General features: G+C 72.5%; 15 protein-coding genes. 6 read left to right on the top strand and 9 right to left on the bottom strand.

What is annotated here, in order from left to right:
- Nucleotides 1-37 precede the first annotated feature (37 nt).
- From ABD143_RS17845 to ABD143_RS17830, 4 genes are all read left to right on the top strand, one after another.
- Nucleotides 38-1,252, top strand: a complete 1,215-nt coding sequence (locus ABD143_RS17845; protein WP_343979213.1) for a threonine synthase — start codon at nt 38-40, stop codon at nt 1,250-1,252.
- A 519-nt stretch (nt 1,253-1,771) separates the two neighbouring features.
- Nucleotides 1,772-2,569, top strand: coding sequence for an ROK family protein (locus tag ABD143_RS17840; RefSeq protein ID WP_343979210.1), 798 nt, complete (start codon nt 1,772-1,774; stop codon nt 2,567-2,569).
- 48 nt (nt 2,570-2,617) lie between these two features.
- Entirely contained in the window at nt 2,618-4,273 is a 1,656-nt protein-coding gene (gene pgi / locus ABD143_RS17835) for a glucose-6-phosphate isomerase (RefSeq protein ID WP_343979207.1), read from the top strand.
- A 3-nt stretch (nt 4,274-4,276) separates the two neighbouring features.
- Entirely contained in the window at nt 4,277-5,026 is a 750-nt protein-coding gene (locus ABD143_RS17830; protein ID WP_343979204.1) for a phosphatase PAP2 family protein, read from the top strand.
- 265 nt (nt 5,027-5,291) lie between these two features.
- On the opposite strand, the gene ABD143_RS17825 is transcribed toward ABD143_RS17830, so the two are convergent.
- The 3 genes from ABD143_RS17825 to ABD143_RS17815 all read right to left on the bottom strand — a co-directional run bounded on the left by ABD143_RS17825 (nt 5,292) and on the right by ABD143_RS17815 (nt 6,693).
- Complete coding sequence (locus ABD143_RS17825) at nt 5,292-6,131, bottom strand: Fpg/Nei family DNA glycosylase (protein ID WP_343979201.1); 840 nt, start codon at nt 6,129-6,131, stop codon at nt 5,292-5,294.
- Nucleotides 6,132-6,293: 162 nt separating this feature from the next.
- Entirely contained in the window at nt 6,294-6,509 is a 216-nt protein-coding gene (locus ABD143_RS17820) for a hypothetical protein (RefSeq protein ID WP_343979198.1), read from the bottom strand.
- On the bottom strand, nt 6,499-6,693 hold the full coding sequence (locus tag ABD143_RS17815; RefSeq protein WP_343979196.1) for a hypothetical protein: 195 nt from the start codon (nt 6,691-6,693) through the stop codon (nt 6,499-6,501). The genes ABD143_RS17820 and ABD143_RS17815 overlap by 11 nt, the downstream gene beginning before the upstream one ends.
- A 126-nt stretch (nt 6,694-6,819) precedes the next feature.
- On the opposite strand from ABD143_RS17815, the gene ABD143_RS17810 reads away from it, so the two are divergent.
- Nucleotides 6,820-6,999, top strand: coding sequence for a MerR family transcriptional regulator (locus ABD143_RS17810; protein ID WP_343979193.1), 180 nt, complete (start codon nt 6,820-6,822; stop codon nt 6,997-6,999).
- Nucleotides 7,000-7,049: 50 nt separating this feature from the next.
- Nucleotides 7,050-8,927: an NHL domain-containing thioredoxin family protein gene (locus tag ABD143_RS17805; RefSeq protein WP_343979190.1), complete on the top strand. Its 1,878-nt coding sequence runs from the start codon at nt 7,050-7,052 to the stop codon at nt 8,925-8,927.
- A gap of 4 nt (nt 8,928-8,931) precedes the next feature.
- On the opposite strand, the gene ABD143_RS17800 is transcribed toward ABD143_RS17805, so the two are convergent.
- The 6 genes from ABD143_RS17800 to ABD143_RS17775 form a co-directional block, all read right to left on the bottom strand.
- Entirely contained in the window at nt 8,932-9,504 is a 573-nt protein-coding gene (locus ABD143_RS17800; RefSeq protein WP_343979187.1) for a DUF1707 SHOCT-like domain-containing protein, read from the bottom strand.
- Nucleotides 9,505-9,577: 73 nt separating this feature from the next.
- A complete protein-coding gene (locus ABD143_RS17795; protein WP_343979184.1) occupies nt 9,578-9,994 on the bottom strand; it encodes a glyoxalase superfamily protein in 417 nt (138 codons plus the stop codon).
- Between the two features lie 74 nt (nt 9,995-10,068).
- Nucleotides 10,069-10,710: a response regulator transcription factor gene (locus ABD143_RS17790; RefSeq protein WP_343979181.1), complete on the bottom strand. Its 642-nt coding sequence runs from the start codon at nt 10,708-10,710 to the stop codon at nt 10,069-10,071.
- A gap of 21 nt (nt 10,711-10,731) precedes the next feature.
- Nucleotides 10,732-12,018: a sensor histidine kinase gene (locus ABD143_RS17785; RefSeq protein ID WP_343979179.1), complete on the bottom strand. Its 1,287-nt coding sequence runs from the start codon at nt 12,016-12,018 to the stop codon at nt 10,732-10,734.
- A 156-nt stretch (nt 12,019-12,174) separates the two neighbouring features.
- Nucleotides 12,175-12,831, bottom strand: a complete 657-nt coding sequence (locus tag ABD143_RS17780) for an enoyl-CoA hydratase/isomerase family protein (RefSeq protein WP_343979176.1) — start codon at nt 12,829-12,831, stop codon at nt 12,175-12,177.
- A 275-nt stretch (nt 12,832-13,106) separates the two neighbouring features.
- Nucleotides 13,107-14,174: a hypothetical protein gene (locus ABD143_RS17775; protein ID WP_343979173.1), complete on the bottom strand. Its 1,068-nt coding sequence runs from the start codon at nt 14,172-14,174 to the stop codon at nt 13,107-13,109.
- Nucleotides 14,175-14,496: the final 322 nt, after the last annotated feature.

The raw sequence follows: 14,496 nt of genomic DNA, 5'->3' as shown, positions 1-14,496 counted from the left end.
CGCCGACTCCGCAAGCTCCGCCGGCTTACCATCCCCCGTGTACTCCACGCTCTCGCATCTCGAGTGCTCCCGCGACGGCTCGCGCCATGACGCGGACGTCGTGCAGGGCACCTCCCCACTCGGTGCCCCGCTGCTCGCCCGCTACGACCTGGAACGCGCCGCCGCCACGGTGACGCCCGCGGAGATCGGCACCCGAGCGCCCGACCTGTGGCGCTACCACGAGCTGCTGCCGGTGCGGGACCCCGCGCACGTCGTCACGCTCGGGGAGGGCATGACGCCCCTGCTCGACCTCCCCCGCCACGGCGCCCGCCTCGGTGTGCCCGGCCTCCGGATGAAGGACGAGGGCCTCGTGCCGACGGGGGCGTTCAAGGCGCGCGGGGCGGCGGTCGGCGTCTCCCGGGCCGCCGAGCTGGGCGTCGCCGGGATCGCCATGCCCACCAACGGCAACGCCGGCGCCGCCTGGGCCTGCTACGCCGCGCGTGCCGGGCTGAGCGCGCTGATCGCGATGCCCGTGGACGCCCCCGTGATCACCCGGCGCGAGTGCGTCGTCTCCGGCGCGGAACTGCACCTCGTCGACGGCCTCATCGGCGACGCCGGGCGGCTCATCGCGGCGGCCGTCGCGCAGCGGCCCGGCGTGCAGGACACCTCGACGCTGCGCGAGCCGTACCGCATCGAGGGCAAGAAGACGATGGGCTACGAGATCGTCGAGCAGCTCGGGTGGCGCGCCCCCGACGTCATCCTCTACCCCACGGGCGGCGGCGTCGGGATCATCGCGATCCACAAGGCGCTGCTGGAGCTGCAGGAACTTGGCTGGCTGACCGGCGACCTGCCCCGGCTCGTCGCGGTGCAGGCAACCGGCTGCGCTCCCATCGTCGACGCCTTCCACGCAGGCCTCGACGAGAGCACCCCGCCCGCGAACGCGCACACCGTCGCGTTCGGGATCACGGTGCCGAAGGCGCTCGGCGACTTCCTCGTCCTCGACGCCGTGCGCTCGACCGGCGGCACCGCCGTCGCCGTCACCGACGAGGACCTGCTCGCCGCGCAGGCCGCGCTCGCCCGCGACGAGGGCACGTGGGTGTGCCCCGAGGGAGCGGCCTGCTTCGCCGCGGTGGCGCAGCTGCGGGAGGCGGGTTGGCTCGACGGCAGCGAGGACGTGGTGGTGCTGAACACCGGCACCGGGCTGATCTACCCCGACACGGTGCCGGTGGATCTGCCCGTCCTGCCGAAGGACGGGGCCATCCCAGCGCGCTGACCCGTCACGCGGGCAGGACCTGCTTCCACATCTCCGCCGCCTCACCAGCGCAGCCTCCGGGCCGGAGGGGGTGCTGCCCACACCCCCGGACGGCGGCCAGCACAGTGCCGCATGGCCGTCGGGCCCGAGATGCTGGTCGGGCCGCGCCATGGGGAGCGATCCGGTGCGGCGGGGCGAGATTGGTACGGGCGGGGCGTGAGCCGTGGCCGGACGACGGGCCGGGGGCGGCCGCCGTCGGGCGAAGGGGTCGGCTCGAGCGGCCGCCCGTACCGATCCGCCGACCCACCATGGGGAGGAGCCTGCCGTGCCGATCTGGTCGCCGATGTGGACGCGGAACAGAACATCCGGCTGGACAGACCGAATGCGTGGGCTCGTCGTGCTCTGCTGCTTCGCGCTCCGCCTGCTGCGCGCCGACCGCCTCCCGGAGAACCTGCGCCGACCTGCGGATGTGCGGCTGCCACCGCTCCCGCATAAGGTTCCGCGGGTGGGCTAGAGAACGAACGAGGAGGGCCCGGAGCGATGGACGGACCGCGCACGCTGGCGATCGACATCGGCGGCTCGGGCCTGAAGGCCGTGGTGCTGGCACCCGACGGGCGGATGGTGTCCGACCGCAACCGCCGCGCGACGCCCTACCCGTGTACCCCGCCGGTGCTCCTCGACGAGCTAGCGGCGCTGGCCGCCACCCAGCCTGTCTACGACCGGGTCTCCGTCGGCTTCCCCGGCGCCATCCGGAAGGGCCGGGTCCGTGACGTCACTGCGTTTGCCCGTCCCGCGCCGGGCCGGCCGAAGGATCCGGGCCTGGTCGCGCTCTGGGCGGACTTCGAGCTGGAGACGGCGCTCGCCGGGCGTTTCGGCAAACCGACCCGGGTGGCCAACGACGCCGACGTGCAGGGCGCCGCCGTGATCTCCGGTCACGGCATGGAGCTGGTGATCACCCTCGGCACGGGCGTCGGCTGCGCGGTGTTCTTCGACGGGGAGCTGCTACCGCACATGGAGCTGTCACACGGCCGCTTCGGCCACGGCCATTCCATCGAGGTGGCCTGCGGCGACAACGAGCGCCAGAAGGTCGGCAAGGACACCTGGCGCGACCGGGTGCTGGACGCGCTGGACGCGTTCGAGGCGATGGTGCTTCCCGACCACCTCTACATCGGTGGCGGCAACGCGAAGAAGCTCGACGCCGACAAGCTCGGCCCCAACCGGACGCTCGTGCCGAACATCTCGGGGCTGCTCGGCGGCATCGCCCTGTGGGAGCGCACCGCCGACATCGAGCACGCGGCGTCCACGCACGGACACACCCCGGGACCGAGCGCGACCTGAGGAGCGCCCTGGACCGCGCCACGGCCGGGGACCGGGCAGGATGGCCGCGTGTCCACCTCCGACATCACCAGCACCTCCGAGTGGTCGGCCCTCGCCGAGCACCACGCGGCCATCGCGGGCCTGCACCTGCGCCAGCTCTTCGCCGACAACCCGGAGCGCGCCACCGCCCTGACCGCCTCCGCCGTCGACCTGGTTCTCGACTACTCCAAGAACCGCATCACCCGCGACACGCTGCCGCTGCTCACCGCGCTGGCCCGCCGGGCGGGCTTGCCCGAGCGCACCGAGGCGATGTTCGCCGGGGAGCACATCAACACGAGCGAGGACCGGGCCGTCCTGCACACCGCGCTGCGCGCGCCCCGCGCCACGGCCCTCGCGGTGGACGGCCAGGACATCGCCCCCGACGTGCATGCCGTGCTCGACCGCATGGGCGAGTTCACCGACGCCGTGCGGTCCGGATCGTGGACCGGGTACACCGGCGAGCGGATCCGGGCGGTCGTCAACATCGGGATCGGCGGCTCCGACCTCGGCCCGGTGATGGCCTACGAGGCCCTGAAGGCGTACTCCCAGCGGGATCTCGTCTGCCGGTTCGTGTCGAACATCGACCCGACAGACATCACCGAGGCCACCCTCGACCTCGACCCCGCGACCACGCTGTTCATCGTGTCGTCCAAGACGTTCACCACGCTGGAGACCCTGACGAACGCCCGGGTCGCGCGGAAGTGGCTGGTCGACGCGCTGGGCGACGAGGCCGCCGTCGCCAAGCACTTCGTCGCGGTGTCGACGAACGCGAAGGAGGTCAGCGCGTTCGGCATCGACGAGGCCAACATGTTCGGCTTCTGGGACTGGGTCGGCGGGCGGTACTCCCTCGACTCCGCGATCGGGCTCTCCCTCATGGTCGCGATCGGCCGGGAGCGGTTCGGCGAGTTCCTGGGCGGCATGTACGAGATGGACCGGCACTTCCGCACGGCGCCGCTCGAGGAGAACCTCCCGGCGATCGCGGGGCTGCTGAACATCTGGTACGTCAACTTCTTCGGCGCGGAGACCCACGCTGTGCTCCCCTACAGCCAGTACCTGCACCGGCTCCCCGCCTACCTGCAGCAGCTGACGATGGAGAGCAACGGCAAGTCGGTGCGCGGCGACGGCACCCCCGTCACCACGGTCACCGGCGAGATCTTCTGGGGCGAGCCGGGCACCAACGGCCAGCACGCCTTCTACCAGCTCCTGCACCAGGGGACGCGGCTCGTCCCCGCTGACTTCATCGGCTTCGCCGAGCCGATCCACGTGGTGGAGGTCGATGGTGAGGGGGACATGCACGACCTGCTCATGTCCAACTTGTTCGCCCAGACCTCCGCGCTCGCATTCGGCAAGACGGCCGAGGAGATCGCCGCGGAGGGCACACCCGCCGACGTCGTGCCGCACAAGGTGATGCCCGGCAACCGGCCGTCGTCGACGATCCTCGCGCCCAAGCTGACGCCGTCCGCGCTGGGCCAGCTCATCGCGTTCTACGAGCACGTGACCTTCGTGGAAGGCACGATCTGGGGCATCGACTCGTTCGACCAGTGGGGCGTCGAGCTGGGCAAGGTGCTCGCCAAGCAGCTCGCGCCCGTGCTCGCGGCGGCCGACGCGGACAGCACGGGACTCGACCCCTCCACGGCGGCGTTGGTGCGTCTGTACCGGGAGTGGCGAGGCCGCCACACTGCCTGACCGATGGGGAGATCCACACTGCACAACAACGAGGACAAGGACCGCACAGCCGACGGCGTGGAGCACGCGCCCGCCGGGCTGACGGCGCCGCCCGCCCTCCCCCGTCCCCGGCCGGTGCGGGACGCCGTGGTCGCCGTGGTGCTCGCGCTCGCCGCCGCGGGTGGGCTCGTCGCGGCCTTCACCGGGGTCGGGCCCGCCCAAGCGGACGCGCAGCTGCTCGACGAGTCGGTGGAGGCGCGCAGCAGCGGGCTGACCGCGCTCGCCGTGGCCGTCACCAACATCGGCGGCACCGTCGCGATGGCCGTGCTCGCGGTGGCCGTCGCGGTCTGGTGCTGGTACGTCGGGCGGCGCGCGGACGCCGTCCTCGCCATCGCGGCGATGGGCGGCGGTTTCGCACTGTTCGACGGGCTCAAGAACCTGCTGAATCGGCCGCGGCCACCAGTCGACAACCGGCTGGTGGCCGTCGCGAACGAGTCGCTGCCCTCCGGCCATGCGACGATGTCGATCATCGTCGTCGGCACGATCGTCGTGCTCGCGTGGCCCGGCCGCGGAACGGCGGCCCGGGTGGCGATGGTGGCCGTGGCCGCGGCCTGGGTGATCGCCGTCGGGCTCACCCGCGTCTACCTCGGTGTGCACTGGTTCAGCGACGTCTTGGCCGGATGGCTCGTCGGTGGGGCATGGCTCGCCGTGTGTGTGACGGTGTGGAGCTGGTGGCGGTCGCGGCGGCTGGTGACCGAGACGTCAGGCGGCTGACCGGCCTGCCGGGTCCACCGCGGCTGCCGCGTCCCGCGCGGCATCGGCCACCCGGTGCGCAGCATCGCGCTCGGGCGTGCCGTGCCCGCGCCTCCGAGGTGCCCCAGGCTCTGCACACACATACGCGTCCAGCACCCGGCCAGTCGCGTCGTCAGATGCACACAGGGGCTGATCCGCCAAGATCCAAAAGCTCTGGTGTGAATCTGACGCGCCGCGCGCCGCCGTGGTGCGTATCTGTGTGCAGAGCCTGGTCGGGCGTACCCGCTCAGGCGGTGTGGGACTGCTCCTGCGAGCACCACCACGTCGTGCGGCCACCGACCTTGCCGGTCACCATCGGCGCCCCGCACCGCGGGCAGAACGCCTCGGCGTGCCGGAACGGGATCACCTCGCCGGTGTGCACGCCGCCGCCCGCGATCGCAACCTTCAGCGAGCGGGCCAGCGCGTCGTGCAGCCGGTCGAGCGCGCCGTCGTCCAGCTCGTCGGCGGGCACGGACGGCGACACGGCCGCCTGCCACAGCGTCTCGTCGGCGAGCAGGTTGCCCACCCCCGCGAGCACGGACTGGTCCAGCAGGCGCGCCTTCACCGGCGCCCGGCTCCGGCCCACACGCTCGCGGAACTCGGCACGGCTGATCATCTCGGCGTCCGGGCCGAGCGCGGAGAGGTCGGGCTCCAACCGGACCCGCCCGAGCCGGCGCTTGTCGAACAGGCGTAGCCGCCCGCCGTCGGCGAACACCATCGTGAAGCGGTCCCACTCGGCCTTGAACGGGGTGCGGTCGGGGCGCACGAGCTCGCCGCCGCTGTGTTCGCCGCTGTGTTCGCCGCTGTGTTCGCCGTCGGGACCGGTGACGATGATCCGCCCGCCCATCCCGAGGTGGATGCCGAGGTGCGGGCCCGGCTCGCCGTCGCGCCCGACGGTCTCGCACCAGATCGTCTTGCCGCGCCGGTGCGCGGCCACCAGGCGGCCACCGACGAGGGCACGTGCGATGTCGCCCGGCCGGTGGGGCCGGCAGACCCACTCGTCGTTGTCGTCGATGGCGCGGATCTCCCGGTCCAGCGCGGCCTCCAGCGCCTGACGCGCGCTCTCCACCTCGGGCAACTCGGGCACGACTCCAGTCTGACGCCAAAGCGGCCGGCGCACCCGGCGCGGCGGCCCCGACCAGGCTCTGCACACACATACGCGTCCAGGCAGGGACGGCGCGCGCGCGAGATCGACATGAGACGGGTTTGATCACGCGCCGACCCCTCTGGTGTCGATCTCGCCAGAGACTCACGGGGGGCCGGGATCAGCGGCGATGCGTCGAGCCGCCTGCGCCAGCTTCGCCATCGAGCACGGCCATGGGTCGCGGGGAGTGCCTTGGCCGGGAGTGGTGCAGGCGCGGCACCGGCCGTGGCCGCCGTCGCGGTGCTCGGCGCTGAGGCGGGCGACGGCACCGGGCATGCCGGCCAGGAGGTGCGCGACGCCGTTCCACTGGTCAGGCGTCACGAAAGGGCCCCTTCGCCCGGCCCAGCTCGTCCCATCGCTTCCGGGCGGCTTCGAGGCGGTCGTCGACGTGCTGGTCGGCGGGGTCGGCGACGAGGGTGCAGAGGCACCACGTCGACCCGCCTGACGAGCGATAGAGCAGGGATCGCCGATGCGGGCACAGCCGCAGCGGCTCGACGAGGGGCACCCCTCCATCATTGCGCATAACGTTCAGAACGCACAAAATCACTGCTCAACGATACTGATTGACAACTTTGCATTTAATGCTCAACAGCGCCTGCATCGAGCAGAACGGCCACCTACGGTCCAAAACGTGGGGCTACTGACGACCGGGCAGCTCGCGAAGGAGCTGGGCGTGAGCCGTGGCGCGATCCTGACGTGGACCAACGACGGGTTGATCACGCCGGAGTTCACGACTCCGGGCGGGCACCACCGGTGGGACGCCGAGAAGGTGCGTCAGCAGCTGCGGGCGCAACGGCAGCGGGACGAGTAGCCGGAAGCGGGAGACGGAACACCCGTTCGCCCGGCGGTGTTGGGCTGCCCGTGGGTCGATCACGAGTACGTGCACCGGAGCTGACCGGCCGCCGCTGGCTGAACACGGGCGGCGTCCCCCTGTCGCTCAAGGCCCTGCGCGGCAAGATCGTGCTGCTCGACTTCTGGACCTTTTGCTGCGTCAACTGCCTCCATGTCCTCGACGAGCTGCGGGAGCTGGAGGAGCGGTACGCCGACGTCCTCGTGACCGTCGGCGTGCACTCGCCGAAGTTCATTCACGAGGCCGACCCGGATGCCGTCGAGGCGGCCGTCGAGCGCTACGGCGTGCACCACCCGGTGCTCGACGACCCCGAGCTGACCACCTGGGACGCCTACGCCGCCAGGGCGTGGCCGACGCTGGCGGTGGTGGACCCGACCGGATACGTCGTCGCGCAGATGTCCGGCGAGGGCCACGCGAACGGGCTCGCCGTGCTGATCGAGGAGCTGATCGCCGAGCACGAGGCCGCCGGCACGCTCCACCGCGGCCAGGGCCCGTACGTGGCGCCGCCCGAGCCGACCACGGCGCTGCGGTTCCCGGGGAAGGTCATCGGGCTGCCCGGTGGCACGTTCCTGGTCTCCGACACCGCGCACCACCAGCTCGTGGAGCTGGAGGCGGACCTCGTCACCGAGCGCCGGCGGATAGGCACCGGCGCGCGTGGCCTGGCAGATGGCAGCGAACCCCGGTTCGCGGAGCCGCTCGGGCTCTTCCTGCTCCCGGAGGCAGTCGCGGCGGCGGCCGGGTACGACGTGGTGGTCGCCGACAGCGTCAACCATGCGCTGCGCGGGGTCCGCCTCGCCGACGGGGCCGTCACGACGGTCGCCGGGACGGGCGCGCAGCTGCGTACGCGAGTGGCCCCCGGGGAGTCCGCCGCCGAACTGTCCACGCCGTGGGACCTGACCTGGTGGGATGACCGGGTGGTGGTGGCGATGGCCGGCAACCACCAGCTGTGGACGTTCGACCCCGTCACCAGCGCCGTCGCGGTGCTCGCGGGCACCACCAACGAGGGGCTGCGCGACGGGCCGCCGGACGAGGCGTTCTTCGCCCAGCCCTCAGGGCTCGCGACCGGCCCCGACGGCACGCTCTGGGTGGCCGACGCCGAGACCTCGACGCTGCGCTCGGTCGTCTCCGGGCCAGCGGTGGGCGCGGCGGTGACCACGGCCGTCGGGCAGGGCCTCTTCGACTTCGGGTTCCGCGACGGGCCTGCGGAGGGGACGGAGCCCGCCCTGCTCCAGCACCCGCTGGGCGTCACCGTGCTGCCCGATGGCTCCGTAGCGATCGCCGACACCTACAACGGCGCGGTCCGCCGCTACAACCCGGCCACCCGAGCCGTCGGCACGCTGGCCCGCGACCTGCGCGAGCCGAGCGACCTGCTCGTCGACGGCGACTCGCTCGTCGTGGTGGAGTCGGCGGCGCACCGGCTCGTGCGGGTGCCGATCCCGGCGAGCACCCGCGTCGACCGCGGTGCCCACACGGTGCGGCGGGCCCGTACCGACCTCGCACCCGGCCCGCCCTCCCTGCGGATCGACTTCACCCCGCCCACCGGGCAGCACCTCGACAGCCGCTTCGGCGACCCCACGTCCCTGACCGTGGCCGCGTCACCGCCGGAGCTGCTCGCCGACGGGGCCGGCACCGGCAGCGGGCTCGCCCGCACGCTCCGGTTCGCCGTCGCCGGGCCCGTCGAGGGGGTGCTGCAGGTGAGCGTGGCCGCCGCGGCGTGCGACGACGGCGATACCGGGGGACGGCAGCCGGCGGAGCTTGCGGAGCCGGCGGGGAGGGTGAGCCCCGTCTTCGCCGCCTGTCACCGCTACCAGCAGGACTGGGGCATCCCCGTGCGGTTGGTCGCGGACGCGCCGGACGAGCTGGTGCTCGCCCTGCGCGCGGTGCGGTAACCGGTCAGCAGATCGTGACGCGGACGTGGCCGAGCAGGCTGTGGCCGGAGAGCCGCACCACGGGCGCGTCGGGCCGCGGGATCGGGCGGCTTCCGCGCCTACCGTGGTCGACGGTGGTGCGCTTGCCGAGGCTCGCCGTGCCCGTGTCGACGAGCCGGGTGCCCGGCGAGACGTGCACCTCGACCTTGCCGAGCAGCGAGTTCGCCACGACGTCGAGCACGGTTCCGGCCGGCAGGTCACGCAGGTCAAGCACCGCCGCGCCGAGCGTGGCGTCGACGTCCAGGCGGCCCACGGCCGGGTCCGGGCGCCTGCGGACCTTGCCGAGCGCTACCCGCAACGGCTCGCCCGCCGCGCCGGACATGGGAACAGCGGACACGGGAACGGCGGGCGCGGCCCGGGCGACCGGCAGGTCGGCAAGCCACGGCACCAGCTCCGACTCGGTGCGCGCCGAATAGACGCCCGCCAGCCGCTCCTCGTGCTCCACCCACGTCAACCGGCCCTCGCCAACGGCCGTGTGCAGCGCAGCGGCGGCCCGCTCGCGGTCGGCGTCGGAGATCCGGAGCTCTAGCTCATCCATGGCGGAGATCGTATGCCGCCACAATGACGGCATCAAGACGTCAGATGACGTCAGATGTCAGGTCAGGGTGGCGTCAGCGGACGGACTGCTTCACCTGCTGCACGACCAGCGAGTTGTGATCCGGGTCGTCGAAGAAGATGAAGGACCCGTAGTCGCGGTCCTCCGGGTCGGGCCCCGGCGTCATCTTGCCGTCCACGAAGTGCTGCGGGCCGCTGTTCTCGATCCCCGCGGCGGTCAGCTGCTTCGCCGCGGCATCGATATCCTCGACGACGAAATGCACGCCCTTCAGCGTGCCCGGCTCCCCGCCACCCACGTTGACGCCGAACGTCAGCGAGCAGGCCGAGCCCGGCGGCGTCACCTGCACCACGCGGAAGGCCTCACCTGCGCTGTGGTCGACGTCGAGCCGGAACCCCAGCTTGTCGATGTAGAACTCCTTGGCGCGGTCGACGTCCGTGACGGGCACGACGACGAGCTCCAGCTTCCAGTCCATGGTGCGCTCCTTCGGTTTCGGTCGGTCATGGAGTGGAACGCCGGGCGCGCCCAGGACTCATCGGTGCGCGGCGCTCATGCCCCCAGCCAGGTGAGCACGGCAATGACCCGGCGGTGGTCGTCGGTCGACGGAGGCAGCGCGAGCTTGGTGAAGATCGACGAGATGTGCTTCTCCACCGCGCCCTGGGAGATCACGAGCTTGCGCCCGATCGCGGTGTTGGTGCGGCCCTCGGCCATGAGCCCGAGCACCTCCCGCTCGCGCGGCGAGAGCTCGCCGAGCGGGTCGCGGCGGCGGCGGTGGGAGAAGAGCGCGGAGACGACCTCTGGGTCGAGTACGGTGCCGCCGTCCACCACGCGCTGCAGCGCGTCGGACAGGTCGGCGAGCTTCGAGACCCGGTCCTTCAGCAGGTAGCCGACGCCGCCGCCCGCGGTGAGCAGGTCGGACGCGTAGGACTCCTCGACGTACTGGGAGAGCACGAGGATCGCGGTGCCGGGCACGGTGCGCCGGACCTCCAGCGCGGCGCGCAGCCCCTCGTCGGTGAAGGTCGGGGGCATCCGCACGTCGACGACCGCGACGTCCGGTTTGTGCTCCTGGACCGCTGTGACCAGCGTGGTGCCGTCACCGACCGCAGCGACGACGGTGGCACCCGCCTCGTCGAGGAGCCGGACCAGCCCTTCCCTGAGCAGGAGGGAGTCCTCCGCAAGCACCACGCGCACCGGGCCGATTGTGCACGGGCGTCAGCCCAGACCGGCGAGTGGGATCTCCGCGGTGAGCACGGTCGGGCCGCCGGGTGGGCTCACGACGTCGAGCACGCCCTCCACCGTCGCGAGCCGGTCCGCGAGGCCGGCGAGACCGTGGCCCTTGCCGAGGTGCGCGCCGCCGCGGCCGTCGTCGCGCACCTGGACGAGCACGCGCTCGGCGTCGGCGCTGACGACAACCGTGCACAGGGTGGCGCCGCTGTGCTTGGCGACGTTGGTGAGCGCCTCGGTCACCACGAAGTACGCCGTGTTCTCGACGGCGGGCGCGAGCCGCTTGCCGTCCGGCAGCGCGACGTCGAGGGAGACCTCCACCGGGGAGCGCGCGGCCGCAGCCGCGAGCGCCGGGCCGAGGCCGCGGTCGGCCAGGATCGGCGGTGCGATCCCGCGGGAGAGCGCCCGCAGCTCGCCGAGCGCCTCCCGACTCTGCTCCAGCGCCTCCGCGACGAGCGGGCGAGCCTTCGCCGGGTCGTCATCGAGGCGGCGGGCGACCGTCTCCAGGTCCATGTTCAGCCGGACGAGCCGCTGCTGCGGACCGTCGTGGATGTCGCGTTCGAGACGCCGCAGCGTCTGGGCCTCGGCCTGCACGGCGGACCGCCTGCTCGACTCGAGCTGCACGGCGCGGGCCCGCAACGCGGCCGTCTGGTTGGTGAGCAGCCCGCGGGCCAGGGCGGCGCGGGTGGCGACGAGCCCCCTGATCACCAGCGGCGACGTGCCGACCATGATCGCGCCGATCACCGTGTTGATGGCGATCTCGCCGAGCCGGCCCTCGATGCCCGTGAGGAGCCAGAAGAGGCCGCCGCCCTCGTCGTTGTCCGGCAGCGCCCACTGCCACGTCACGTACAGCAGCCCGCCCAGACCGGCGACGGTCCACGTCACGGCGAGCACGAACGTCACCAGCCGGACGGGGAAGGCGAGGACCCCGTGCAGGAGGTCGCGCCAGGACTGCGGGTCGGCCAGCATGCTCAGCATCCGCATGAGACCGCGGCCGCGGGGGTCGCGGTAATAGTGCGGCGGCAGCGGACGCCCGGTGGCCCACTCGGTGCTCCGGCGCTCCACCGCCGCCAGGCCCCGGCAGGCCCGCAGCGCGCCCGCGAGGATCGGCACCCCGATCCAGACCACGAGCGTCGGCACCCCGGCCGCGAACCCGGCGATCGCGATCACGAACGCCACGATCGCGAGCGGCAGCCCACCCAGCAGGTAGCCGTACCCGCGCCAGAACCGGGAGACGCCGCCGACGGTGGGAGGGGCGGACGCGTACTCAGTCATGCCACAACCTTCGCCCCCCAGCGCGCGGCCACCCAGCCGGTGCGCCTCCCCGGTGAGGGTAGGGCCAACCCGAACCGGTGAGCGATCAAGGTCCGCATGCACGTTCACGGTCGTCACCGCCACCGGGCACGGACTGCCACCCGCCACGGACTGCGGTCAGCCGGGGAACTTCGCCCCGCGCTTCTCCCGGTGCGCCGCCAGGCCCTCCTGCACGTCGGGCAGCCCGAAGCCGTAGAACTCCAGCGCCAGCGAGGCGTCGAAGGTCGGGCCCGCGGTGCGGTACCAGTTGTTCAGCGCCAGCTTCGTGAACGACAGCGCGCTCGATGACCCCGTGGCGAGCTTCCTCGCGACCTCCATCGCCCGTTCGTGCACTGCGTCGTCGTCCACGCACAGCGACACGAGACCGATCCGCTCGGCCTCCTCGCCGGTGAGCGCGTCGCAGGTCAGGAGGTAGTACTTGGCCTTGGCCATCCCGCACAGCAGCGGCCAGCTGATGACGGCGTGGTCGCCGGCGGCGACGCCGAGCCGAGTGTGCCCGTCGACGATCTTCGCGGTGCGGGCGGCCACGGAGATGTCCGCGAGCAGGGCCACGGCGAGTCCCGCCCCGACGCATGGGCCGTGGATCGCCGAGACGACGGGCTTGGAGCAGTTCACGAGGTTGTAGACGAGGTCCCGGGCCTCGCGGAGCACCCGCGTGCACACGGCCGGGTCGGCAATCATCGACTCGATCATGTCGAACGAGCCGCCCGCCGAGAACCCCTTGCCCGCGCCCTGCACCACCACAACCCGGACGGACTCGTCGCGGTCGATCACCGGCCACACGTAGGCGAGCTGCTCATGGGCGTCCGGCGCCGACCGCGTTGAGGTTCGGCCCGTCCAGCACGATGCGCAGGATGCCGTCCTCCGGACGTTCGAGCCGCAGCGCCGGGAATCGATCGTAGGGTTCGACCATGGGGTCACCATAGGACCGAGTCCAGCGGATCTAGCTCCCGCAGAGCAGCCCTCAACTGATCCATCGGAGGCGGAGCAGCGCGCGAGTCGCGGGCTGGACCGGCGCTGTCCGTTCGGGCAGGAGCGACGAGGGTGTGTCACTCACCGGGCCCGCCCGCGCCCGGCCCGCGGCGGCCGGGCCGCTCGCGACGGCGAGCCACGGGCGCGCGCCGGACAGCCGGAGCCGGCGCATCAGGTTGCGGTGCGTTCACGTCCGGACGCGGCCGAGCCGGTCGCTCCGGCCGCCGGCCCTCCGGCTGGGGGCGCCGGGCCGATCGCGTCGCGGGTTCGCGACCATCAACCCGGTCCTCGGCGGCCTCCTCGTCGAGGGCCTCCTGGTCCTCCGCGGCCTCCTCGCCGACGACCTCCTCATCCTCAAAGGCCTCGTCCTCGAAGGCCTCATCCTCGAAAGCCTCGTCTTCGTCCTCAAAGGACTCCTGCTCGCCACCGCGGCGCCGGGCCGCTGCTTCCCGCAGGCGGAGTGCCTGCTGTCTGAGTGCCTCCAGCAGCTGGAGCTCCAGCTGGCGCAGGAACCGAAGGAGCAGCATGATCTTGTTGACGACGAGAGCGAACGCTGCCCCACTCAGTACCGGCCTCGCCACTGTGTCAGTGACCGTTGTGACGGCGCGCTTCGCGGTGCCGCTTGCGGTGCCGGCGGTCGTCTTGACGGCGCCTGCCAGCCGCCTGAGTGCCTCCAGCAGCTGGAGCGCCAGATGACGCAGGAACCGGATGAGCAGCATGATCTTGCGGATGACGAGAGCGAACGCGACCCCACTCAGTAGCGGCTTCACCACTGTGTCAGTGACCGTCGTGACGGCGCCCTTCGCGGTGCCGGTTGCGGTGCCGGCCGTCGTCTTGACGGCGCCCTTCGCGGTGTCGGTCGCGGTGCCGGCGGTCGTCTTGACGGCGCCCTTCGCGGTGTCGGTCGCGGTGCCGGCGGTCGTCGCCAGGCCGCCCGCGGCACTCCTGCCAGACGCGGTGCCGCTGGTCGCGACCCGGTCGAGCTTGTTCGCGACGCCGTGGACCCCCGAGCGTGCCTTGCTGACCGCCGCGCCCACACCGGCACTTCCGGCGCGCCGCCTGGCGGACCGCGCGGGATTGCCTGATCCGGCGCCGTCGGCGGATCCCGTGGTCTCCCTCGAATCTCGGGTCGGTTTGGTGGTCATGCCCATCCCTCCATGTGGTGAGGTGCGGATGCGGGCACAGGGTCATTCCGCGGACGGCATACCACCTGCGACCCTCGGCGTAAACAGCTGATTGGCGAGCTGTATGTCGTGCCTCGGCTCAAGCGGCCGTTCTGGGTCGCCGAGCAGCTGGAGACCGCGCTGTTCGACCGCCTCGCCCCGCTCATCCGCCGGGCCTTGAACCGGCGCGGCGTCGCCGTGGAGGCCGTGCCATGCGTGCGAGGGAACCCTCGGCGCCAGCACGCTGATCTTCGGCACCCTCCACCACAGTTCAGTGCGCGCCGCGCCGCACCTCCACCTTGGA

The sequence above is a fragment of the Pseudonocardia aurantiaca genome (genome assembly GCF_039526725.1).
GTDB lineage: Bacteria > Actinomycetota > Actinomycetes > Mycobacteriales > Pseudonocardiaceae > Pseudonocardia > Pseudonocardia aurantiaca.
This window is presented reverse-complemented; position numbering and strand designations above follow the sequence as displayed.

Coding starts and splice junctions, on each gene's coding strand:
- ABD143_RS17840 (WP_343979210.1), top strand. CDS start 1,772: ATGGACGGACCGCGCACGCTGGCGATCGACATCGGCGGCTCGGGCCTG.
- ABD143_RS17830 (WP_343979204.1), top strand. CDS start 4,277: ATGGGGAGATCCACACTGCACAACAACGAGGACAAGGACCGCACAGCC.
- ABD143_RS17800 (WP_343979187.1), bottom strand. CDS start 9,504: ATGGATGAGCTAGAGCTCCGGATCTCCGACGCCGACCGCGAGCGGGCC.
- ABD143_RS17795 (WP_343979184.1), bottom strand. CDS start 9,994: ATGGACTGGAAGCTGGAGCTCGTCGTCGTGCCCGTCACGGACGTCGAC.
- ABD143_RS17785 (WP_343979179.1), bottom strand. CDS start 12,018: ATGACTGAGTACGCGTCCGCCCCTCCCACCGTCGGCGGCGTCTCCCGG.
- ABD143_RS17775 (WP_343979173.1), bottom strand. CDS start 14,174: ATGACCACCAAACCGACCCGAGATTCGAGGGAGACCACGGGATCCGCC.